Origin of the sequence: Streptomyces sp. NPDC088910 (assembly GCF_044749865.1) — a bacterium.
GTDB lineage: Bacteria > Actinomycetota > Actinomycetes > Streptomycetales > Streptomycetaceae > Actinacidiphila.
Map to the genome: position 1 here is coordinate 483493 of NZ_JBIVIV010000001.1, position 20914 is coordinate 504406.

The 20914-nt window shown below is 72.8% G+C and carries 17 protein-coding genes and 1 pseudogene; 11 read left to right on the plus strand and 7 right to left on the minus strand.

Going from position 1 to position 20914, the window contains the following annotated elements:
- The first annotated feature begins 136 nt into the window (after positions 1–136).
- Positions 137–2065 carry a glycoside hydrolase family 9 protein gene (locus ACIP4Z_RS02110; protein ID WP_401304329.1) on the plus strand — a complete coding sequence of 643 codons (1929 nt, stop codon included), beginning with the start codon at positions 137–139 and terminating at the stop codon, positions 2063–2065.
- Positions 2066–2101: 36 nt separating this feature from the next.
- On the opposite strand, the gene ACIP4Z_RS02115 is transcribed toward ACIP4Z_RS02110, so the two are convergent.
- The 4 genes from ACIP4Z_RS02115 to ACIP4Z_RS02130 form a co-directional block, all read right to left on the minus strand.
- Positions 2102–2590 (minus strand): GNAT family N-acetyltransferase, encoded by a 489-nt coding sequence (locus tag ACIP4Z_RS02115; RefSeq protein ID WP_355344719.1) that lies wholly within the window; start codon positions 2588–2590, stop codon positions 2102–2104.
- Positions 2591–2643: 53 nt separating this feature from the next.
- Positions 2644–3906, minus strand: a complete 1263-nt coding sequence (locus ACIP4Z_RS02120) for an FAD-dependent oxidoreductase (RefSeq protein WP_355344716.1) — start codon at positions 3904–3906, stop codon at positions 2644–2646.
- A gap of 315 nt (positions 3907–4221) precedes the next feature.
- Positions 4222–5472 carry a deoxyguanosinetriphosphate triphosphohydrolase gene (locus ACIP4Z_RS02125; protein WP_391047653.1) on the minus strand — a complete coding sequence of 417 codons (1251 nt, stop codon included), beginning with the start codon at positions 5470–5472 and terminating at the stop codon, positions 4222–4224.
- A 435-nt stretch (positions 5473–5907) separates the two neighbouring features.
- Positions 5908–6339: a gamma-glutamylcyclotransferase gene (locus ACIP4Z_RS02130; protein ID WP_401304333.1), complete on the minus strand. Its 432-nt coding sequence runs from the start codon at positions 6337–6339 to the stop codon at positions 5908–5910.
- Between the two features lie 140 nt (positions 6340–6479).
- On the opposite strand from ACIP4Z_RS02130, the gene ACIP4Z_RS02135 reads away from it, so the two are divergent.
- From ACIP4Z_RS02135 to ACIP4Z_RS02150, 4 genes and pseudogenes are all read left to right on the plus strand, one after another.
- Entirely contained in the window at positions 6480–7205 is a 726-nt protein-coding gene (locus tag ACIP4Z_RS02135) for a vancomycin high temperature exclusion protein (protein ID WP_401305026.1), read from the plus strand.
- A gap of 7 nt (positions 7206–7212) precedes the next feature.
- Positions 7213–7416, plus strand: a pseudogene (locus ACIP4Z_RS02140) (hypothetical protein); the annotation flags it as partial.
- 62 nt (positions 7417–7478) lie between these two features.
- Positions 7479–8114 (plus strand): GntR family transcriptional regulator, encoded by a 636-nt coding sequence (locus ACIP4Z_RS02145; protein ID WP_355344707.1) that lies wholly within the window; start codon positions 7479–7481, stop codon positions 8112–8114.
- A gap of 23 nt (positions 8115–8137) precedes the next feature.
- Complete coding sequence (locus ACIP4Z_RS02150; RefSeq protein ID WP_391047407.1) at positions 8138–8620, plus strand: OsmC family protein; 483 nt, start codon at positions 8138–8140, stop codon at positions 8618–8620.
- 8 nt (positions 8621–8628) lie between these two features.
- On the opposite strand, the gene ACIP4Z_RS02155 is transcribed toward ACIP4Z_RS02150, so the two are convergent.
- Positions 8629–9342, minus strand: coding sequence for a hypothetical protein (locus tag ACIP4Z_RS02155; RefSeq protein ID WP_401304337.1), 714 nt, complete (start codon positions 9340–9342; stop codon positions 8629–8631).
- 238 nt (positions 9343–9580) lie between these two features.
- Here ACIP4Z_RS02155 and ACIP4Z_RS02160 point away from each other — a divergent pair, with 238 nt between their 5' ends.
- The 6 genes from ACIP4Z_RS02160 to ACIP4Z_RS02185 all read left to right on the plus strand — a co-directional run bounded on the left by ACIP4Z_RS02160 (position 9581) and on the right by ACIP4Z_RS02185 (position 16301).
- Entirely contained in the window at positions 9581–10690 is a 1110-nt protein-coding gene (locus tag ACIP4Z_RS02160) for a LacI family DNA-binding transcriptional regulator (protein ID WP_355344695.1), read from the plus strand.
- Positions 10691–10986: 296 nt separating this feature from the next.
- A complete protein-coding gene (locus ACIP4Z_RS02165) occupies positions 10987–12429 on the plus strand; it encodes an endo-1,4-beta-xylanase (protein ID WP_401304341.1) in 1443 nt (480 codons plus the stop codon).
- Between the two features lie 243 nt (positions 12430–12672).
- On the plus strand, positions 12673–13281 hold the full coding sequence (locus ACIP4Z_RS02170; protein ID WP_355344689.1) for an isochorismatase family protein: 609 nt from the start codon (positions 12673–12675) through the stop codon (positions 13279–13281).
- On the plus strand, positions 13278–14204 hold the full coding sequence (locus ACIP4Z_RS02175; RefSeq protein ID WP_401304345.1) for a GlxA family transcriptional regulator: 927 nt from the start codon (positions 13278–13280) through the stop codon (positions 14202–14204). Before ACIP4Z_RS02170 ends, ACIP4Z_RS02175 begins: the two co-directional genes overlap by 4 nt.
- A 344-nt stretch (positions 14205–14548) precedes the next feature.
- On the plus strand, positions 14549–15466 hold the full coding sequence (locus tag ACIP4Z_RS02180) for an oxidoreductase (protein WP_401304348.1): 918 nt from the start codon (positions 14549–14551) through the stop codon (positions 15464–15466).
- A gap of 112 nt (positions 15467–15578) precedes the next feature.
- Positions 15579–16301: a DUF4230 domain-containing protein gene (locus ACIP4Z_RS02185; RefSeq protein ID WP_355344680.1), complete on the plus strand. Its 723-nt coding sequence runs from the start codon at positions 15579–15581 to the stop codon at positions 16299–16301.
- A 272-nt stretch (positions 16302–16573) separates the two neighbouring features.
- On the opposite strand, the gene ppdK is transcribed toward ACIP4Z_RS02185, so the two are convergent.
- Positions 16574–19297: a pyruvate, phosphate dikinase gene (gene ppdK / locus ACIP4Z_RS02190; protein ID WP_401304351.1), complete on the minus strand. Its 2724-nt coding sequence runs from the start codon at positions 19295–19297 to the stop codon at positions 16574–16576.
- 412 nt (positions 19298–19709) lie between these two features.
- Positions 19710–20867 carry a tRNA dihydrouridine synthase DusB gene (gene dusB, locus ACIP4Z_RS02195; protein ID WP_391047420.1) on the minus strand — a complete coding sequence of 386 codons (1158 nt, stop codon included), beginning with the start codon at positions 20865–20867 and terminating at the stop codon, positions 19710–19712.
- Between the last annotated feature and the right edge of the window lie 47 nt (positions 20868–20914).

The window sequence follows — 20914 nt, forward strand, 5'->3', positions numbered from 1 at the left end:
GCGCTGGTGGGACAGCGGAGCGCCGGGCGGTGGGTGGCGACGAAGGTCTTGACCCGGGCGGGGGTGAGGACTAGCTTCGCCAATCGTTAGGAACCTTTCCTATTGGGGTTCCGAAGTCGTGGGGAGACACAGCCGCATGCCCGAGCTTCGCAGAAGGCCGCTCCGCAGATGGACCACCGCCGCGGCGACGGCTGTCACCGCGACCGCCGTGCTGGCGGCGCTGTCGCTGGCGGGCGGCGCGGACACCGCCCAGGCCGCGACCACCGGCGAGGTCCGGGTGAACCAGGTCGGCTACGCGGGAAGCGGCGCCAAAGAAGCGTTCCTGCTGGCCAAAAGCGCGGTCGGCGAGGCGTCGTGGAAGCTGGTCGAGCGCGGCGGCCGGGTCGTCGCGCACGGCAGCACGGGGGCGAGCCTGGGCCGCTGGAACAGCGCGTATCCGGCCGTCTACTTGATCGACTTCAGCGCGGTGCGCACGCCCGGCACCTACCGGCTGGTGGTCGGCGGCACCGCCACCGCCTCCTCCCCCGCCTTCACCATCGGCTCGGCGAAGGCCGTCTTCGGCCGTCCCGCCGCCGACGCCACCGCCTTCTTCCAGGCCCAGCGCGACGGCGCGAGGACGATCCCCGGGCAGCTGCGGCGCAAGCCGTCGCATCTCAACGACGCGCACGCCGCCGTCTACGCGTGGCCGTCGTTCACCGACCCCGAAGGCGACACGATCAAGGCCGCGCCGAAGAAGATCGCGGGCGCGGCCCCGGTGGACGTCTCCGGCGGCTGGTTCGACGCGGGCGACTACCTGAAGTTCACCGAGACCACCTCGTACGCCGTCGCCGCGCTCCAGATCGCCGCCCGGCAGACCGGCGCGGGCCCCGCCTCGGCCCTCGGCGGCGAGGCGCAGCACGGCCTGGACTGGCTCGACAAGATGTGGGACGGCACAACGAAGACGCTGTACATCCAGGTCGGCCTCGGCTCCGGTACGGACAGCGGCAGCGTCGTCGGCGACCACGACGTGTGGCGGCTGCCGGAGAAGGACGACAAGGACTCCGCGCACCCGTTCCTGAAGAACCGCCCGGTGTTCAGGGCGGGCGCCCCCGGCGCGAAGCTCAGCCCCAACCAGGCGGGCCGGCTCGCCGCCGACTTCGCGCTCGCCGCCCAGCGGTACGCGGCCACCGCGCCCGCCAAGGCCCGCGCGTATCTCAACACCGCGGCGCAGATCTACGGCCTGGCCGACACCCGCCCTGGCACGCTCGTCACCACCGTGCCGTACGGCTACTACCCCGAGACGAGCTGGAAGGACGATCTGGCCTTCGGCGGGGCCGAGTTGGCGCTGGCGGCGCAGCGGCTGCACGACCGGCGCGGCGCGGACTGGCTGAAGCAGGCGGCGAGTTGGGCGAAGGCGCACCAGAGCGAGGCGGGCGCGGACACGCTGAACATGTACGACACCAGCGCGCTCGCCGACCTCGACCTGGCGCGGGCCATCAGCGCGGCCGGGCACCCGCGCGGACTCGCGGTGACGTACGCCGACCTGGTCGGTTACGTGAAGGGCCAGATCGCCGCCGGGCAACGGCGGGCGGCGGCTGACCCGTTCCACGCGGGCGCGGTCTACGACGACTTCGACGCGGACTCGCACACGCTGGGTCTCGCGGCCACCACGCGGCTGTACCGCTCGGTGACCGGCGACACCTCGTTCGACCGCTTCGCGGTGCAGCAACTCGACTGGCTGCTGGGGGCGAACGCCTGGGGCACGTCCTTCATGGTCGGCCAGGGGCAGACGTTCCCGCGCTGCACGGCGGGCGAGTTGGGCAACCTCGCGGGGAGCCCGACCGGTTCACGACCGCTGGAGGTGGGCGCGATCGTCAACGGGCCCAACGGCGCGGAGCAGTTCAGCGACGGCCTCGGCGACTACCTGGACGGCATGCGGCCGTGCCCGCCCGGCGGCGCGGACCCGTACAGCGCCTTCAACGGGCGCGGCAGCCGGTACGTGGACGACGTGCGGTCGTGGCAGAGCTCGGAGCCGGCGCTGGACATGGACGCGTCGGGGCTGCTGGCCTTCTACCTGTCGAAGTAGCGTTCGGGGACAGGCGGAGAGGCGCTGGGCGACGGCCTACGCGGGACCCCGCGCGAGGTCCTTGGTGACGAACACGTAGTGCGGGCCGATCGGTTCCACGACGAATTCCTCGCCGATCGCCGTGAAGCCGAAGTGCTCGTAGAAACCGGCGGCGGACGTACGGCCGTTGCACCAGGCCAGTTCGGCGCCGCGGGCCGCGGCCTCGCGCAGGCCCGCGATCAGGGCCGCGCCGCCGAACCCCTGGCCGCGGACCTCGGGCGCGCTGCCCATGCCGCGGAAGCGGTACGCGGACGCCCCGGCCGTATCCGCGTCCGCGAGGGCGTCGTCCCCCGACAGCGGCTCGGGGAAGAAGGTGGCGCAGCCCCGTACCGCGCCTTCCTCGTCGTAGGCGGCGATGTGGAACGTGCCGTCGCGCGAGTCCTCCGGATAGACGGCGGTCTCGCGCGGCAGGCCGGTCCGCAGCACCGCCCAGCGCAGGGCGAAGATCTCCTCGACGGGCACGACGGCGGTACGGGTGACGGGCACGGCGGGGTGTCCCTTCCTGGTCGGTCCGGCCGGTCCAGGAAGGAAGCTCCTGGTCAGTCCAGGAACGAGGTTAGTGGCACCGCCGGATCGGACAGCCGCTCGGGGTCGACCGCGCGGCCGGAGCGGATGAGCTGCTGGATCGGCTCGGTGACGTCCCACACATTGACGTTCATCCCCGCCAGCACCCGCCCCTCGTTCAGCCAGAAGGCGATGAACTGCCGCTTGCCCACATCGCCGCGGCACACCACCTGGTCGTACGAGCCGGGCGCCGCGTTCCCCGAGAACTCCATGCCCAGGTCGTACTGGTCGGAGAAGAAGTACGGAACCCGGTCGTACGACACCGGGCGGCCGAGCATGGCGCGGGCCGCGGCGGGGCCGCCGTTCAGCGCGTTCGCCCAGTGCTCGACGCGCAACCGGCCGCCGAGCAGCGGGTGTTCGGCGTTGGCGACATCGCCCGCGGCGAAGATGTCGGGGTTCGAGGTGCGCAGCGAGGCGTCCACGGCGATGCCGCCGCCCTCGGCCGGGTCGACCAGGTCGAGTCCCGCGCTCTCGGCCAGCGCGGTGCGCGGGGCGGCGCCGATCGCGGCGAGCACGTCGTGCGCCGGGTGCTCCTCGCCGTCGTCGGTGAGGGCGGCGAGCACCATGCCGTCCTGGCCGGTGATCTCGGTGAGCCGGGCGCCGAAGTGGAAGCGGACGCCGTGCTCGGCGTGCAGGTCGGTGAAGACCGCGCCCAGTTCGGGGCCGAGCACCGAGTGCAGCGGGGTCGGCGCGGACTCCACGACGGTGACCTCGGCGCCGTAGCCGCGGGCCGCGGCGGCGACCTCCAGGCCGATCCAGCCCGCGCCCGCCACCACCAGGTGGCCGTTCTCCCGGCCGAGGCTGGTCAGCACGTGCTTGAGCCGGTCGGCGTGCGCGAGCCTGCGCAGGTGGTGCACCCCGGCCAGGTCGGTGCCCGGGATGTCCAGGCGGCGCGGCTCGGAGCCGGTGGCGAGCAGCAGCTTGTCGTACATCAGCGTCGTGCCGTCGCCGAGGCGGACGAATTTGGCGGCCGGGTCCAGGTGCACGACCGGCTGGCCCAGGTGCAGCTCGATGTCGTGCTCGGCGTACCAGGAGGTGTTCTGCACGAAGACCGAGTCGCGCTCGTCGGCGCCGGTCAGATAGCCCTTGGACAGGGGCGGGCGTTCATAGGGGTGGTCGCGCTCGTCGCCGATCAGTATCACCCGGCCGGTGAAACCCTCGGCCCGGAGCGTTTCGGCCGCCTTCGCCCCGGCGAGCCCTGCTCCGACGATCACGAAGGTTTCGTGTGCGTCCACCACGGTGGCCCTCCAGGCGGGTCGGCGATCGGTACGTGTGCGAGCGTACGTGTACGTGTCGTGCGGTGCTGCGTGCGTGGTGCTTGTGCGTGGTGCTTGTGCGTGGTGCTTGTGCGTTCTGTTCGTGCGTCGTGCGGTGCGTCTGAGGGCGCGTCGTGCTCGTGCGTCCTGCTTGTGCGTACATACGAGCGTCCCGCACGTCAGGGCCGTCCGGAAGAGCGCCGCGCCGTCCATCCCCTCGTGCTTCTTCTGCCCAGTGGGCATCCGGCCATATGCCGGGCGGGTATCCCGGCGTACCGGACGCCCCGTTTCCGGCGGTTACGCGTGCAGCCGGGCGTGCAGGGCGGTGGCCGCCGCGTCGGTGAGGGAGGCGATCTGGTCGACGACGGCGCGGCGGCGGGCGCGGTCGTCGGGGGCGGCGTCGAAGATCCCGCGGAACTGCGGGTCAAGGCCCTCGGGGGCCCGCTCCAGCAGCCGCTGCGCCAGCTCGCCGATCACCACGCGCTGCTCGGCCCGGCGCTTGGCCTGCGCGGCGCGCTGCATGACGTACCGGTCGGCGACCGCCTTGAGAACGGCGCATTCGAGCCGCTGCTCGCGCGGCACGACGAGCTCCGCGCGGTAGCGGGTGAGGCGGCCGGTGCCGTAGCGCTCGCGGGTGGCGCTCTCGGCCGCCAGGCAGAAGCGGCCGATGAGCTGGGAGGCGGCGTCCTTGAGCCGCGCCTGGGCGAGGGCGGTGCCGTCGTAGCCGTGCGGCCACCAGGGCTGGTCGAGCAGCCGGTCGAGGGCCGCGGCCAGCTCGGCCGGGTCGGTGCCGGGCGGCACATAGCGGGCGGCGGCGCAGCCGAACACCTCGGCGCGCTCGGGGGCGGAGGTCAGCGCGCCGGGGTCGATGTGCCCGGCCTGGAGGCCGTCCTCCACGTCGTGCACCGAATACGCGACGTCGTCGGCCCAGTCCATGACCTGCGCCTCGAAGCACTGGCGGCCGTCGGGCGCGTCCTTCCGCAGCCAGCCGAAGACCGGCAGGTCGTCCTCGTACGCGCCGAATTTGGGGCTGCCGGGCGTGGTGGGGTGGCCGCCGCGCGCCCACGGGTACTTGGTCGCCGCGTCCAGCGCGGCGCGGGTGAGATTGAGGCCGACGCTGACCAGCGCGTCGCCGCCCGCCGGGTCCGGCACGAATTTCTTCGGCTCGATCCGGGTCAGCAGCCGCAGGCTCTGCGCGTTGCCCTCGAACCCGCCGCAGTCCTCGGCGAATTCGGCCAGGACCAGCTCGCCGTTGTGCCCGAACGGCGGGTGCCCGAGGTCGTGCGCCAGACACGCCGTCTCCACCAGGTCGGGGTCGCAGCCGAGCGCCGCGCCCAGTTCCCTGCCGACCTGCGCGCACTCCAGCGAGTGCGTCAGCCGGGTGCGCGGGCTGGTGTCGATCGCCGCCGCGCTGTTGACGCCCGGGTCCACGACCTGTGTCTTCCCGGCCAGCCTGCGCAGCGCCGCCGAGTGCAGCACCCGCGCCCGGTCACGCTGGAACGCGGTACGGCCCGGCCTCTTGTCCGGTTCCGTGACATACCGCTCCATATCGGCCTCGCCGTAGGGCCCGTACCGCTCGTACGGGCCCAGGTGCGCGGATGCCGCCCGCTGTGACCGGTCCTTCTCTTCCATACCCGTGACGGTAACCGGCCCCGGTGACCGGCGGCGTACGCGCGGGTGGCGGACCGGGCGCGCGACCGGCGGCCGGGCCGCCGTGGCCCGCGCTGACCTGCCCCGACGGCGGGCGTCGGCGCCCAGGAGCGTTCCGTCGTAGCGGAGGGCTTCGTCGTAGCGGAGGGCTTCGTCGTAGCGGAGGGCTTCGTCGTACCGGCGCAGTACGAGTTCGGCCATTGAGCGCGACCACGGCCTCGGCGACGGTCGGCGCGGCGGCGGAGGCGTACGCGGGCAGCACGGGCACCCCGTCGAGGCGCGCGCCGGATTGCCTCGTCGTTCGCGCGGGCGCGACAGCCGGTTGCGGTGCTCTCACCCGGCCGCGGGTCCGCTGTGAGGCCACCGGCCGCCGGAGACCCGCTCGCCGGAGAGCAGCAGCTCACGGGCGGTGCGGCCGGCCGCGAAGTACACCCAGGCGGGGGTCGGTCCGCCCGCCGTGCGCACGTGCGTACGGCGGCGCTCGTAGAGGTTGGCGGGGGCGCCCGGCGCGTACTCCTCCAGCCGGTCGAGGTCGGCGAGGACGTCCGCGTACGCCTCGGGGCCGACCGCCGTCAGCGCCCCGTGGACGACGCCCTCGCCCGCCGGGTCGGGGACGGCGTACGGGTAGCCGGGGCCGTGGAAGAGCAGCGCGCCGGGCAGTTCGGCCGGTGTCCAGGTCAGGGCCCGGCCGCGCAGCACGCCGTGGTTGCGCCCGCCGGGCAGCAGCGTGCCGTAGAGGAAGAAGGGGAGGCGGGGGTCGGTCACGCGGGCGCTCCGGGGGCGTTGTCAGTGGTGGGTCCTACTGTGATCCATGACGCAACCGGGCGGGGGTGTCCGGCGTCGGTCACGGAGGGGGCACGGGTCGGCGAGGGGCGGGTGCGATGGCGGGTCAGGGGGTGGACGGTATGACGTGGGCGCGGGCGTGGGGGGCGCGGGTCCGGGGGTGGAAGCCGTCATGGGCGCGGTTGCCGCGCACGCGGCGGGGGTGGCGGCGGCTGCTGCGGTGGAGCGTGGCCGGGTGCGTGCTGGCGCTGCTGCCCGCGACGTGGCTGCGGCTGGCCGACGGCGGGCGCGTCCGGACGCTTGCCGACGTGCCGAAGGAGCCGGTGGCCGTGGTCTTCGGCGCCGGGCTCTGGGACGGTAAGCCGTCGCCGTATCTGGCGCACCGGCTGGACGCGGCGGCGACGCTGTACCGGACGGGCCGGATACGCGTGGTGCTGGTCACCGGCGACAACAGCCGTACGTCGTACAACGAGCCGGGTGCCATGCGCACCTACCTGGCCGCGCACGGCGTGCCCGCCGACAAGGTCGTCCTGGACTACGCGGGCTTCGACACCTGGGACTCGTGCAGCCGCGCCAAGCGCGTCTTCGGGGTCGACCGGGCCGTCCTGGTCAGCCAGGACTTCCACATACGCAGGGCCCTGGCGCTCTGCGAGGCCGCCGGGATCGACGCCTACGGGATCGCCGTCGACGAGCCGCACGACGCCACCTGGTACGCGGGCGGCGTACGGGAGTTGCTGGCCGCGGGCAAGGCGGCGGCGGACGTGGTGATTCGCCCGAACCCGCACTTCCTGGGGCCGCGCGAGCCGGGGGTCGCACGCGCCCTCACCGCGGGCGGGGCCGTGCGCTGAGGCGGACGGGCCGGAGGTGGTGGAGCGGACGGCGTTCCCGGTGAACCGGGGGGCGTTGTGCGGCGAGGGCCGCGCCTCGACCGAGGTGCTGTCCACGGCGGTGCGGCTGACCGGGCCGCTGGTACGGGGCGCGGACGGCGAGTCGGCGCCCGCGAGCTGGGAGGAGGCGCTGGACCGGGTCGCGGCGGGGCCGCTGCGGGTCCGGGCGGAGGAGTACACCCCGGCCTTCTGCATGCATTGCATGCAATGCATGCAGAAGCTAGCCTCGGCCGTGTGCAGCAGACCGATGCCGCCCGCGCGCGGCTGCGTGACCTGATCCTGGACGGCGCTTACGCGCCGGGCCAGCGGCTCACCGAGACCGAGGTCGCGCTGTCGCTGGAGATGAGCAGGACGCCGGTGCGCGAGGCGTTCCGCGCGCTGGTCGCCGACGGGCTGGTCCACTCGGCGGGGCGCGGTGTGCGGGTGGTCGCGCTGGACGCGGAGGCGCTGCGCCACGCCTACCAGGTGCGGGCCGCCCTGGAGGCGCTCACCGCCGAGCTGGCCGCCGGGCGCCAGGCCGAGGGCCGGATCGCCCCCGCCGACCTGGCCGAGCTGGTCCGCGAGGCGGACCGTACGGAAGAGGCCACGCTGGCCGGGCGCCTCGCCGAGGCCGTCGCCCACAACCGCCGCTTCCACGGCCGGATTGCCGTACTCGCCGCGAACCCCGTGGCGCTCGCCTCGCTCGACCGGCTGTGGGACCAGATCCTCGTCTCCACCCGCGCCTCCCTCGACCCGCCCCACCGGCCCGCCCAGGTCAACGCCCAGCACCGGGAGCTGCTGGCCGCGATCACCGGGGGCCGGGCGCGCGAGGCGGCCGAGGCGGCCCGCCGCCATGTCCTGGACACCTGCGGCGCCCGATTCACCGACTGAGCGACCCGAAGGGACGTCGAGCCATGCCGTCAGCCCGTCAGCACTCCTACGAGACCGAGGTCGTCTGGACCGGCAACCGCGGCACGGGCACCAGCTCCTACCGCGACTACGACCGTACGCACGAGGTCACCGCGGCCGGACTCCCCGCCATCTCCGGCTCCGCCGACCGCGCCTTCCGCGGTGACGCCGACCGCTGGAACCCCGAGCAGCTGCTCCTCGCCGCGCTCTCCCAGTGCCACCTGCTGTCGTACCTCCACGTCTGCGCCGTCAACGGCGTGGTCGTCACCGGCTACACCGACCACGCGACCGGCACGATGCGGGAGACCGGCGACGGCGGCGGCCACTTCACCGAAGCCGTGCTCCGGCCCGCCGTCGAGGTCGCCTCCCCCGCGATGGCCGCCGCCGCCCAGGCCCTCCACGAGGAGGCCCAGCGGCTGTGCTTCATCGCCAACTCGGTGAACTTCCCGGTGCGGCACGAGCCGTCGGTGACGGTCTCGGCCCCATGAGCGTCCGGTTACGCGCCCGGTGCGGTGCCGGGTGCGGTCTCGGGATCCCCGTCCCCGTCCCCGTCCGCTTCGGCGTCGCCGACCGTCAGCGTCCTCGTCACGTAGCTGTAGCCGTCCTCGTCCTCGGGGTCCTCGTCCTGCGGCCACAGGCGGACCGCCCGGCCGCCCGCCGCCCGGATCGCCGCGCCGTCCAGTTCCACCGACGCTTCACGCACCCCGGCGTCGAGCCACGAGGTGAAGACGGTCACCGGGCCGTCCGGCGGCAGCGGATACGTCCAGAAGCTCGCCTCCCATGTCAGACCGCTGCCGCCGCCGCCCTGGCTGATCAGGCGGATCGCCTCCGTGTCGTCGTCGCCCGGCCAGGGCACCGGCATCCCGCCCTGCGTCGCGACGCGTCGGCCGTCCGCGTACCGCAGGCCGAGCCGCAGATTGCTCTGCGGCTCGGGCGGACGCAGCGGGTTGGACCGGCCGTCGAGGGGATTGCCCAGCCAGGCTCCGTTGGCCGGGGTCCTTCGCAGGACCGCGCGCAGGTGGAACACGAAGCCGTTGGGGTACGCCCGCAGCCCGCCGATCCAGACCGCCGCCCGGACCGAGCGCAGCAGCACCACGTCACCCGGCACCGACGCGGGAAGCACGTAGACGGACCGTTCCCACGGGGGACGCGGCCGGGGCTCCGGCTCCGGCGCGGTCGGCGGTTCTGGCACGTCCTGGAAGAAGCTCATCCCGTCACCGTCGCACTCTCGCTCCCCCTGCCGCCCGCCCGGAATCGGCCATGCCACCCCCGTTTCCGGCCGCGCGGCGTCACGGCTGGCCGTGCGGCTCCCCGCGCCCCGAGGGGCACAGGTAAGCAGTGAGGGACGACGCGGAGAATAATTCGAGTCGGTTACCGATTGTTGCCGGGGAAACAGGGGGCACCCCGGGGTCGGACGGATGGGGCGGCGGCGGGCTACGATCGCAGGCATGAGCGCCGCAGACGTACCGTCCAGGACAGCCGACCAGCCCGACACGCCGTCGAACGGCGCGGCGGGAGCGGCGGGCCGCGCGAGCGCGGGCGGAAACGCGGGCGGCAGCGCCGGCGCGGCCACCCTCGCCGAGATCGCCCGGGCCGCGGGCGTCTCGGCTCCGACTGTTTCGAAGGTGCTCAACGGCCGCGGCGATGTCGCGCCCGCCACGCGGAGCAGGGTGGAGGAGCTGCTGCGCCTCCACGGCTACCAGCGGCGGCGCGGCAACGCGCAGCCCGCGCCGCTGCTCGACCTGGTCTTCCACGAGCTGGAGAGCGCGTGGGCGATGGAGGTCATCCGGGGGGTGGAGAACGTGGCGCGGGTCGAGGGCCTGAGCGTGGTGCTCTCGGAGTCGGCGGGCCGCCTGAGCCCCGGTCAGACGTGGGTGGACGGGGTGCTGGCCCGGCGTCCGACCGGCGTCATCCTCGTACTGTCCGGGCTCGACCCGGCCCAGCGGGCGCAGCTCACCAGCCGGGACATCCCGTTCGTGGTGATGGACCCGGCGGGCGACCCCGGCGAGGACGTGCCCGCGATCGGGGCGACCAACTGGCAGGGCGGGGTGGCCGCCACCCGGCACCTGCTGGAGCTGGGGCACCGGCGGATCGGTGTGATCGGCGGCCCGGCGGGGATGATGTGCAGCCGGGCCAGGATCGACGGGTACCGCGCCGCGCTGGAGACCGCGGGGGTCGCCTTCGACCCGGCACTGGTCAGGGCGGGCGACTTCCACCACGAGGCCGGTTACACCGCGGGACTCGAACTGCTGCGGCTGCCGGAGCGGCCCACCGCCGTCTTCACCGGCAACGACCTCCAGGCGCTCGGACTGTACGAGGCGGCGCGCGAGCTGGGGCTGAGCATTCCGGGCGACGTGAGCGTGATCGGCTTCGACGACCTGCCGCTGTCGCGCTGGATCAGCCCGCCGCTGACCACGGTCAGGCAGCCGCTGACCGAGATGGCGGAGGCCGCCGCCCGGCTGGTGCTCGACCTGAGCCGCGGCAAGCAGCCGAGCACCCTGCGGGTGGATCTGGCGACCCGGCTGGTCGAGCGCAGCAGCACGCAGTCCCCCGCCTAGGCGTCCTCGCACCCCCGCGCGCTCACCCACCCGCGAGCCCGCACACTCACACGCCCGCATGCCCGCATGCACGCCCGCACGCCCGCACGCCGAGGCGTACGCACACCGCCCCCGTCCGAAGTGCGGTGATTGCCGGGGGTGTTGACGGCCGGGTGGGGTGCCCGTAGGGTCTGCGCCGCAGTCGGAATTCGTATCGAAACATTCGATGCGTTCCTCCCTCGTCCCACGCGCATCGCTCGCAACCACGCGTACCGAACTGCCTGCTCCAATCCCCCACTTGGAAGAGGTATTCACACATGTTCTCCAAGCGAGCCCTCAGATCCGCCATCGGCGGATCCGGCGCGGCGCTGCTGGCGGCGACGGCGGCGCTGATCGCCGTCACCGTGCCGTCGGCGCACGCCGCGGACCCGCCGCTGCGCGACCTGGCCGCGGCCAAGGGCATCTACATGGGCACCGCCCTGACCGCGAGCGAGGCCACAGGCACCAGCGGGCCCATCGCGGGCGCCCAGTTCGGCATGGTCACTCCCGGCAACGAGATGAAGTGGGACACCGTCGAGCCGAGCCGCGGCACGTACAACTGGGCGCCGGGCGACTCGATCGTCAACTTCGCGCAGGCGCACAACATGCAGGTCCGCGGCCACAATCTGGTGTGGCACAGCCAGCTCCCCAACTGGCTGACCTCCGGCAGCTTCAGCAACACCGAGCTGCACAACATCCTGATCAAGCACGTCACCGACGAAGCCACGCACTACAAGGGCAAGGTCGTCCACTGGGACGTGGTCAACGAGCCGTTCAACGAGGACGGCACCTTCCGCCAAGACCTCTGGTACAACCAGCTCGGCTCGTCGTACATCGCGGACGCGTTCACGGCCGCCCGCGCCGCCGACCCGGGCGCCAAGCTCTACCTCAACGACTACAACGTCGAGGGCACGGGCCCCAAGAGCGACGGCATGTACAACCTGGTCAAGTCGCTGAAGCAGCAGGGCGTTCCGATCGACGGCGTCGGCTTCCAGGCGCACCTGATCCTCGGCCAGGTGCCGTCGACCTTCAAGGCCAACCTCCAGCGCTTCGCCGACCTCGGCGTGGACGTGGCCATCACCGAGCTGGACATCCGGATGCAGACCCCGTCGGACGCCGCCAGGCTCCAGCAGCAGGCCAATGACTACACCTCGGTGGTCAACGCCTGCCTGGGCGTGTCGCGTTGTGTGGGCATCACGGTGTGGGGCGTCTCCGACGCGACCTCGTGGATCCCGGGTGTCTTCCCCGGCCAGGGCGCGGCTCTGCTGTACGACGACAACTACCAGCCCAAGCCCGCCTACACCGCGGTGCGTACGGCGCTCGGCGGCAGCACGACCACCACACCGCCGACCACACCGCCCACCACGCCCCCGACCACTCCGCCCACCACACCGCCCGGCGGTGGCGGCTGCGCGGTGTCATACGGGGTCAACCAGTGGAACACCGGCTTCACCGCGAATCTGACGGTGAAGAACAACGGCTCCGCGCCGGTCAACGGCTGGACGCTGAAGTGGACTTTCGCGCCGGGCCAGACGGTCACGCAGGCGTGGAACGCGACGGTCACCCAGAGCGGCACCGCGGCGACGGCCACGAATCTGTCCTACAACGGGACGATCGCGGCAGGCGGCACGGTGGACTTCGGCTTCAACGCCAACTGGTCGGGCAGTAACCCGAAGCCGACCGGCTTCACTCTCAACGGCGCCGCCTGCACGGTGAGTTGAGAGCCGGGCGAGCGGGCGGCTACTCCTCGACGACCTGATGCACCGGCACCGCCACCGCGTCGTCGTCGAGACACCGCCCGCTCGCCGAACGCGGCGATGTCGAGGGGCGGGGCGGCGTCGGGCGGTCCGCGGGCGAGTCCGACGCGGGGGCGTACCCCGGTGCCCCGCCGGGTGACCGGATCGTTCCGCAGCGGGGCATGATCGGGTCTACCCGCGGGCCCGCGCCGGAGGCACGATCGAGTCATGGCTGACAACACGAACCCCGCGAGCGCGACCGCGCTCATCGTCATCGACGTCCAGGAGTCCTTCCGGCAGCGGGAGAGCTGGCAGGCCGCGTCCGACCCCGAGGTGGCCACGCGGGTGGCGCGGCTGGTCGACCACGCCCGCGAGCAGGGGCACCCGGTGATCTGGGTGCTGCACTCCGAGCCGGGCTCGAACACGGTCTTCGACCCGGAGAGCGGCCACGTACGGCTGATCGACGGGCTGACCCGCGCCGAGGGCGAGCCGCTGCTCGTCAAGACCGCGCACAACGCCTTCACGACCACGAATCTCCAGCAGATCCTCACCGCGCGCGGCATCCGCTCGCTGATCACCTGCGGCATCCGCACCGAGCAGTGCGTGGAGACCACGACGCGGCTGGCCTCCGACCTCGGCTACGACGTCACCTTCGTGGTGGACGCGACCGCCACCGAGCCGATCGAGCACCGCGACGCGCCGGCGGGCCGCCCGCTCGCCGAGGTGCTGGCCGACCCGCGCACGCTGCTCCCGGCGGACATCATCGCGCGCACCGAGTACGCTCTCGCGGGCCGCTTCGCCACCGTCTCGACCGTCAAGGAGCTGACCGGATCGTGACCCGGGTCGTCTTCCTGCTCGTGCCCCACCTGCATCTGCTCGACCTCGCGGGTCCCGCCCAGGTGTTCTCGACGGCCGCCGACTACGGCCTCGGGTACCGGCTGGACTACGTCGCCGAGCGGGATGACGTCCCCACCGCCCAAGGGGTCGCGCTGCGCGCGGCCACCGAACCGCCCGCGCTGACGGCCGACGACCTGATCGTCGTACCGGGCTGGCGGGCCCACACGCTGCACGAGAACGGCGCGCTCACGCCCGCGACCCTGGAGTGGCTGCGCGCGCACCACGCGGGCGGCGGCACCGTCGCGAGCGTGTGCGCGGGGGCGGACGCGCTCGGCCGGGCCGGGCTGCTCGACGGCCGCCGCTGCACCACCCACCACGACGTGCAGGACGAACTCGCCCGCGACTATCCGCGGGCCACCGTCGTACGCGACGTCCTCTACGTCGTGGACGACCGCGTCGTCAGCTCCGCCGGGATCGCCAGCGGCATCGACCTCGCGCTGCACCTGGTCGCCGTCCGCCACGGGCCGGGCGCCGCTGCCCGCGTCGCCCGGCAGATGGTCGTCTACGCCCGGCGCAACGGCGACGAGCTCCAGACCAGCGCCATGCTCCGGCACCGCGGGCACCTCAGCGACGCCGTGCACCGGGCCCAGGATCTGATCGACGCCCGCTTCGCCCACCACCTCGCCCTCGCCGACCTCGCCGCCTCCACCGGGCTCAGCGAGCGCACCCTCACGCGGCGCTTCACCGCCTCCACCGGGCTCACGCCGCTCCGCTACCAACAGGAGCTGCGCATCGAGCGCGCCGAGCATCTCATCGGGCAGGGGGCCACGCTCGAAGCCGCGGCCCGCGCCGTCGGTTTCCAGGACGCCCGCATGCTCCGGCGCCTCCGCGCCCGTCGGCGCCCGGACCTCGCCTCCGCGTGAGGCCGTGGCCCCTTTCGCGCTCACCTTGCGCACGGCTCGTGCCCCGTCGGAGCGCGGGGAGCTGCGCGGCCCACCCCCACCCGCCGGTGGTCCGGGACCAACCGAACTGCCCCGCCGGGGCGGGTGGTGACCTGCGGGAGCGCGGTGGTTGGTCGCGCAGTTCCCCGCGCCCCTAAAGATCGGCCCACCGCCCGCAGCAGAGGAACCGTCCCGGGGCCGCGCCCCTGAAGACCGGCCCACCGCCCATCGCGAAAGAACCGTCCAGGACGGGACCCTTCGGGGGCACCGTACGCCGCCAAGGGTCCTACCCTGACGGGTAGTCAGGTGTGAGGGAGGGGGACGTCATGAGCTGGACGGCGGAGAGCGTTCCGGACCAGTCCGGAAGGACGGCCGTGGTGACGGGCGCGAACACCGGCATCGGTTACTGCACGGCCAGGGAACTGGCCCGCCGCGGCGCCCGCGTGACGCTGGCGTGCCGGGACGCGGAGCGCGCGACGGCGGCGCTGAAGCGCCTCCAGGCCGAAGTGCCCAACGCCCAGGCGGTGTTCAGGCCGCTGGACCTGGCCGACCTGGGAAGCGTGCGGGCGTTCGCGGAGGCGTACGAGGAGCCGTCGCTGGACCTGCTGGTCAACAACGCCGGGGTGATGGCACTGCCGTACGGCCTGACCTACGACGGCTTCGAGAAGCAGTTCGGGGTGAACCACCTGGGGCACTTCGCGCTGACGGGCCTGCTGCTGCCACGACTGCGGGCGGCGGACCGCGGGGCCCGGATCGTCGTGGTGTCGAGCGTGGCGCACGTGCTGGCCGGGGTGCGTCTCGGCGACCTCAACGCGACCCGCGGGTACCGCCGTTGGACGGCGTACGGCCAGTCGAAGAGCGCGAATCTGCTCTTCGTGCACGAGCTGTCGCGGCGGCTCGCGGCGGCCGGTTCGGGGATCGTGGCCGCGGCGGCGCACCCCGGTTACGCGGCGACGGACCTGCACACGCGTTGGGCGCTGATGGAGGGCCGCAGGGGCGTGGAGCGCGTCTACGTCTTCGGCAACCGACTGCTGGCGCAGTCGGCCGAGCGCGGGGCGCTGCCCACGCTCTACGCGGCGACGGCGCCCGGTGTCGCCCCCGACTCCTTCACCGGCCCGCGCGCGCCGGGCCTGCGCGGCGCGCCCGCCCGCGCCTGGCGGCTGCCCAGGACCCGTGACGACGTGACCGGCGAGCTGCTGTGGGAGGCGTCGGAGCGGCTGACGGGGGTCACGTACGCCCTGTGAGCCGCCGGGCGCGACCCCGGACCGGCCGTACCAACTCACCTATGTCGAGCGCACGTTCGGCTCATGGAATCGCCGAGCGCGGGTACCCGGCACTTCAGGAGGTGACGCGGTCATGGCGATCAGTGGTGCTGCGGGACGTATGCCCTGGTGGGCGCGGACAGCTATCGGAGTGGTCGTACTCGCGCTGCTGTTCCTGTTGCTCGGCAAGGCCAATCTGCTGCCCGGTATACCGAATCCGTTCGCGGAGAAGGACAAGGACCGCAGCGGTCCCGTCCTGTTGAAGTCCATCCAGGACATGAACCGCTTCGAGGGCGCGAGCGGCAACTTCGAGGTCGTCGTCGACCTGGAGAAGGACGCCAAATTCCTGCCGTCCGCGGTGCGCGGCAAGCGCACGCTGTACGTCGGCGCGGGCAGCGTCGACGCGTACGTCGATCTCGGTTCCGTCGGCAACGACGCGGTGAAGGTCTCCGCCGACCGCAAGTCCGCGACGATCCGCCTGCCGCACGCGGCACTTGAGCGGACCTCGCTGGACACCAAGCATTCCTACGTCGTCTCGCAGCAGCGCGGCTTCTTCGACCGGATCGGCGACTTCTTCGGCGACAATCCGGGCAACGCCCAGCAGCTCAACGAGCTGGCCGCGCAGAAGATCCAGGACGCCGCCAAGCAGACCGAGTTGGGCGCGCGGGCCGAGACCAACACCAAATTCATGCTGGAGCACCTGCTGACCTCGCTCGGCTTCGAGCACGTGAACGTCGTCTTCGGCCCGCCCCCGAAGACCGCCCCGACGCCCAGCGGCAGCGCGACTCCCACCACGGCCAGCCCCACGTCCTCCTGACCCCGTCTCAAACGGTCGCCAGGTCCGCACCGCTACGGTGCGGCCCTGGCGACCTTCTTTGTGCTCATCGCGGGTGCGCGCCTCGGATCGTGGGCGTGGGACGCCGCGGCGCCGGCATGGCCGGGCCGTGCCCCGGCGTACGTGAAAGCGCCGGGGGCGGCGCTTCCGCACGAAGCGTCGCCCCCGGCGGGGTGGGGTCGGGAACGGGTCGCCGGTCGGTGAGGGTGCCCCCAGGGCAAGGGGCGTCCGGCGGCGGTCCGGGCCCGGCCCGGTCAGGTGGTCGGCGTGGGGGGACGGGCGGCGGCGCGGCCGGCCTCCAGGCGGGCGACGGGGATGCGGAAGGGCGAGCAGGAGACGTAGTCGAGCCCGACGTCGTGGAAGAAGTGGACGGACTCGGGGTCGCCGCCGTGCTCGCCGCAGATGCCGAGCTTGAGGCCGGGGCGGGTGGCGCGGCCGGCCTCGCACGCGGAGCGGACCAGCGCGCCGACGCCGTCGCGGTCGATGGTCTCGAACGGGGAGACGCCGAAGATGCCCTTCTCCAGGTAGGCGGTGAAGAAGGACGCCTCGACGTCGTCGCGGGAGAAGCCCCACACGGTCTGGGTGAGGTCGTTGGTGCCGAAGGAGAAGAACTCGGCGGCCTCCGCGATCTGACCGGCCGTCAGCGCGGCGCGCGGCAGCTCGATCATCGTGCCGATGGCCATGCCGAGCGAGGCGCCGGTGGCCGCCTCGACCTCGGCGATGACGCGGTCCGCCTCCTCGCGGACGATCTCCAGTTCCTGCACGGTGCCGACCAGCGGGATCATCACCTCGGGGCGCGGGTCGCCCTTGACGGACTTGCGGTGCGCCGCCGCCTCCGCGATGGCCCGTACCTGCATGGCGAACAGGCCGGGGATGACCAGGCCGAGGCGTACGCCGCGCAGGCCCAGCATCGGGTTCTGCTCATGGAGCTTGTGAACGGCCTGGAGCAGCCGCAGGTCGTTCTCGTTGGCGTCCCTGCGGGACTCGGCGAGCGCGACCCGTACCGACAACTCCGTGATGTCGGGCAGGAATTCGTGCAGCGGCGGGTCCAGCAGCCTTACGGTCACCGGCAGTCCGTCCATCGACTCGAACAGCTCGATGAAGTCGGCCTTTTGCAGCGGCAGCAGCGCGCCGAGCGCCTCTTCCCGCTCGGTGTCGGTGTCGGCGAGGACCAGTCGCTCGACCAGCTCGCGGCGCTCGCCGAGGAACATGTGCTCGGTACGGCACAGGCCGATGCCCTGCGCGCCGAAGCGGCGGGCGCGGTTGGCGTCCTCGGCGTTGTCGGCGTTGGCGCGTACTCGCAGCCGGCGGACCCGGTCGGCGTACGCCATGATCCGGTGCACCGCCTGGACGAGTCCGTCGGCCTCGTCGGCCCCCGCGTGCATGCGGCCCTCGAAGTACTCGACCACCGGGGACGGTACGACGGGCACCTCGCCGACGTACACCTTGCCCGAGGAGCCGTCGATCGAGATGAGGTCGCCCTCCTCTATCACCACGCCCCCCGGCGCGGTCAGCCGTCGCCGCTTGGTGTCGACCTCCAGCTCCTCGGCGCCGCACACGCAGGTCTTGCCCATCCCGCGGGCGACGACGGCGGCGTGCGAGGTCTTGCCGCCGCGGCTGGTGAGGATGCCCTCGGCGGCGATCATGCCGTTGAGGTCGTCGGGGTTGGTCTCGCGGCGGATCAGGATGACCTTCTCGCCGGACCGCGACCACTTGACGGCGGTGTACGAGTCGAAGACCGCCTTGCCGACGGCGGCGCCGGGCGAGGCCGCGATGCCCCAGCCGATCCGGCGTACGTTCCCGCTGTCGGCGACCGTGTCGTCGAAGCGCGGGAACATGAGCTGCGCCAACTGCGCGCCGTTGACCCGTTGCAGCGCCTCCGCCTCGCTGATCAGGCCCTGGTCGACGAGCTGGGTGGCGATCCTGAAGGCCGCCGCCGCGGTCCGCTTGCCGACCCGGGTCTGGAGCATCCACAGCTTGCCGCGCTCGATGGTGAACTCGATGTCGCACAGGTCGCGGTAGTGCGTCTCCAGCGTCTCCATGATCGAGATGAGCTGGTCGTACGACGCCTTGTCGATGCCTTCGAGGTCGGCGAGCGGCACGGTGTTGCGGATACCGGCGACGACGTCCTCGCCCTGGGCGTTCTGCAAATAGTCGCCGTACGTGCCCTGGTGGCCGCTGGCCGGGTCGCGGGTGAAGGCGACGCCGGTGCCGGAGTCAGGGCCGAGGTTGCCGAAGACCATCGAGCAGACGGTGACGGCGGTGCCCAGGTCGCCGGGGATACGTTCCTGGCGGCGGTAGAGCTTGGCGCGCTCGGTGTTCCAGGAGTCGAAGACCGCGCGCACGGCGAGGTCCATCTGCTCGCGCGGCTCCTGCGGGAAGTCCCGGCCGGCCTCCTTGGCGACGATCGCCTTGAAGTCGTCCACGAGCTGTCGCAGATCGGCCGCGTCCAGACCGAGGTCGCTGTCCGCGCCCTTGTGCCGCTTGGCCTCGTCCAGCGCGTCCTCGAAGAGGTCGCCGTCCACACCGAGCACGGTCTTGCCGAACATCTGCACAAGACGCCGGTAGGAGTCCCACGCGAAGCGCTCGTTGCCCGCCTGCTGGGCGAGCCCGGCAACCGACGCGTCGGACAGGCCGATGTTGAGGACGGTGTCCATCATGCCGGGCATGGAGAACTTCGCGCCCGAGCGGACCGAGACCAGCAGCGGGTCGTCCGGCTGGCCGAGCCTCTTGCCCATCCGCTGTTCCAGCGCGTCGAGGTGCGCACTCACCTCGTCGCGCAGCGCGGAGGGTTCCGCGCCGGTTTCCAGATAGACCCTGCACGCCTCGGTGGTGATGGTGAAACCCGGAGGGACGGGCAGGCCGAGGTTGGTCATCTCGGCGAGGTTCGCTCCCTTGCCGCCGAGCAGGTCCTTGAGGTCTTTGTTGCCCTCAGTGAAGTCGTAGACGAACTTCTGCTTCTTCTGTCGTGCCGACACGGGACTCGACTCCTCGCGACCGGGATGCCCTGACGGCGGGGAGCGTACCCAGGTCGAAGGCGCCGCAGTGCGTCCATGACCTCGACACACGGCGGTAACCGCCCGTCTGCCGGTGTCTCCCGTGCGGGGGGCTCGCCGACCGGTGTTCGCGCTCCGTTCACGAGTCGAACGGACGGTTTCACTCCGGTGGTCGCTTCGGCGACGCGGTCTACGGAGCGTCACGTGGCGCCGTGCCGCGTGGACACAGCGGGGGTGGCACCGCGTGCCATGCCTTCGGAAGGTGCGACACCCCTCTTTGCGCTCGTTTGAGCGCGAGCCCTATCAACCGTGGCGCGAATCACGCCACGCGTCTCACATGCTGGACGGCGGCCAGGGCCCGCTCCGGCCGTGCGCGGCCGGCGTTACCGGACGGTTAGCCGCCCGAGGTGTCGGATTCGGCGTCCTCCGTGAGCACGGCGCAGTCGTACGGGTCGTTGAGCCAGCCGTCCGGGAGGACGACCCGCTTGCCGGGGGCGGTACGGCCGCGCGGGCCGTCGGCGTGCGCGGGCCAGGGCTGGGTGAGGTCGAGGCCGCCGAGGTGCTCGTCCATCTCGGCCAGCGACGAGGCCGTGGCCAGCGCCCGGCGCGCGTCCGAGCCGACCGAGAAGCCCTTGGTGTACCAGGGCACGTGCTTGCGGAAGTCGACGACACCGCGTGCCTCGTCCCCGATCCACTCCCCCAGCAGCTCCGCGTGCCGCCGCATCACCCGCGCGACCTGCCCGAAGTCGGGGGTGGCGGGCGCGGCGCCACCCTCGAAGGCGGCGACCAGGTCGCCGAAGAGCCAGGGCCGCCCGAGGCACCCCCGGCCGACCACGACACCGTCGCAGCCGGTCTCCCGCATCATCCGCACCGCGTCGTCCGCGCACCAGATGTCGCCGTTGCCGAGCACCGGGATCTCGGGCACGTGCTCCTTGAGCCGCGCGATGGCGTCCCAGTCGGCGGTGCCGCCGTAGTGCTGGGCGGCCGTGCGGCCGTGCAGCGCGACCGCCGTCACGCCCTCCTCCACCGCGATCCGGCCCGCGTCGAGATACGTGAGGTGGTCGTCGTCGATGCCCTTGCGCATCTTGATGGTGACCGGCAGGTCGCCCGCGTTGCCGACCGCCTCCCGCAGGATCGCCCGCAGCAGATTGCGCTTGAACGGCAGCGCGGACCCACCGCCCTTGCGGGTCACCTTCGGCACCGGGCAGCCGAAGTTGAGGTCGATGTGGTCGGCCAGGTCCTCGTCCACGATCATCCGCACGGCCTTGCCGACGGTCGCCGGGTCGACACCGTAGAGCTGGATGGAGCGCGGTGTCTCCGAGGCGTCGAAGTGGATGAGGTGCATGGTCTTCTCATTGCGCTCGACCAGCGCGCGCGTCGTGATCATCTCGCTGACGAACAGCCCCTTCCCGCCGCTGAACTCGCGGCAGAGCGTGCGGAAGGGCGCGTTGGTGATGCCCGCCATCGGGGCGAGCACGACCGGCGGCCACACGGCGTGCGGGCCGATCCGGAGGGTTTCCGGGCGGGTGAGCGTGGCGGCGTCAGCGGTCATGCCGTCCATTGTCGCGTACTCGCGCACGGCCCTCGGCCGAGATTGGT

What these genes read in the sequence shown, in the direction of transcription:
- ACIP4Z_RS02180 (WP_401304348.1), top strand. Translation starts at nt 14,549, where the DNA reads ATGAGCTGGACGGCGGAGAGCGTTCCGGACCAGTCCGGAAGGACGGCC.
- ACIP4Z_RS02125 (WP_391047653.1), bottom strand. Translation starts at nt 5,472, where the DNA reads ATGGAGCGGTATGTCACGGAACCGGACAAGAGGCCGGGCCGTACCGCG.
- ACIP4Z_RS02160 (WP_355344695.1), top strand. Translation starts at nt 9,581, where the DNA reads ATGAGCGCCGCAGACGTACCGTCCAGGACAGCCGACCAGCCCGACACG.
- ACIP4Z_RS02185 (WP_355344680.1), top strand. Translation starts at nt 15,579, where the DNA reads ATGGCGATCAGTGGTGCTGCGGGACGTATGCCCTGGTGGGCGCGGACA.
- dusB (WP_391047420.1), bottom strand. Translation starts at nt 20,867, where the DNA reads ATGACCGCTGACGCCGCCACGCTCACCCGCCCGGAAACCCTCCGGATC.
- ACIP4Z_RS02155 (WP_401304337.1), bottom strand. Translation starts at nt 9,342, where the DNA reads ATGAGCTTCTTCCAGGACGTGCCAGAACCGCCGACCGCGCCGGAGCCG.
- ACIP4Z_RS02165 (WP_401304341.1), top strand. Translation starts at nt 10,987, where the DNA reads ATGTTCTCCAAGCGAGCCCTCAGATCCGCCATCGGCGGATCCGGCGCG.
- ACIP4Z_RS02110 (WP_401304329.1), top strand. Translation starts at nt 137, where the DNA reads ATGCCCGAGCTTCGCAGAAGGCCGCTCCGCAGATGGACCACCGCCGCG.
- ACIP4Z_RS02150 (WP_391047407.1), top strand. Translation starts at nt 8,138, where the DNA reads ATGCCGTCAGCCCGTCAGCACTCCTACGAGACCGAGGTCGTCTGGACC.
- ACIP4Z_RS02170 (WP_355344689.1), top strand. Translation starts at nt 12,673, where the DNA reads ATGGCTGACAACACGAACCCCGCGAGCGCGACCGCGCTCATCGTCATC.
- ACIP4Z_RS02135 (WP_401305026.1), top strand. Translation starts at nt 6,480, where the DNA reads ATGACGTGGGCGCGGGCGTGGGGGGCGCGGGTCCGGGGGTGGAAGCCG.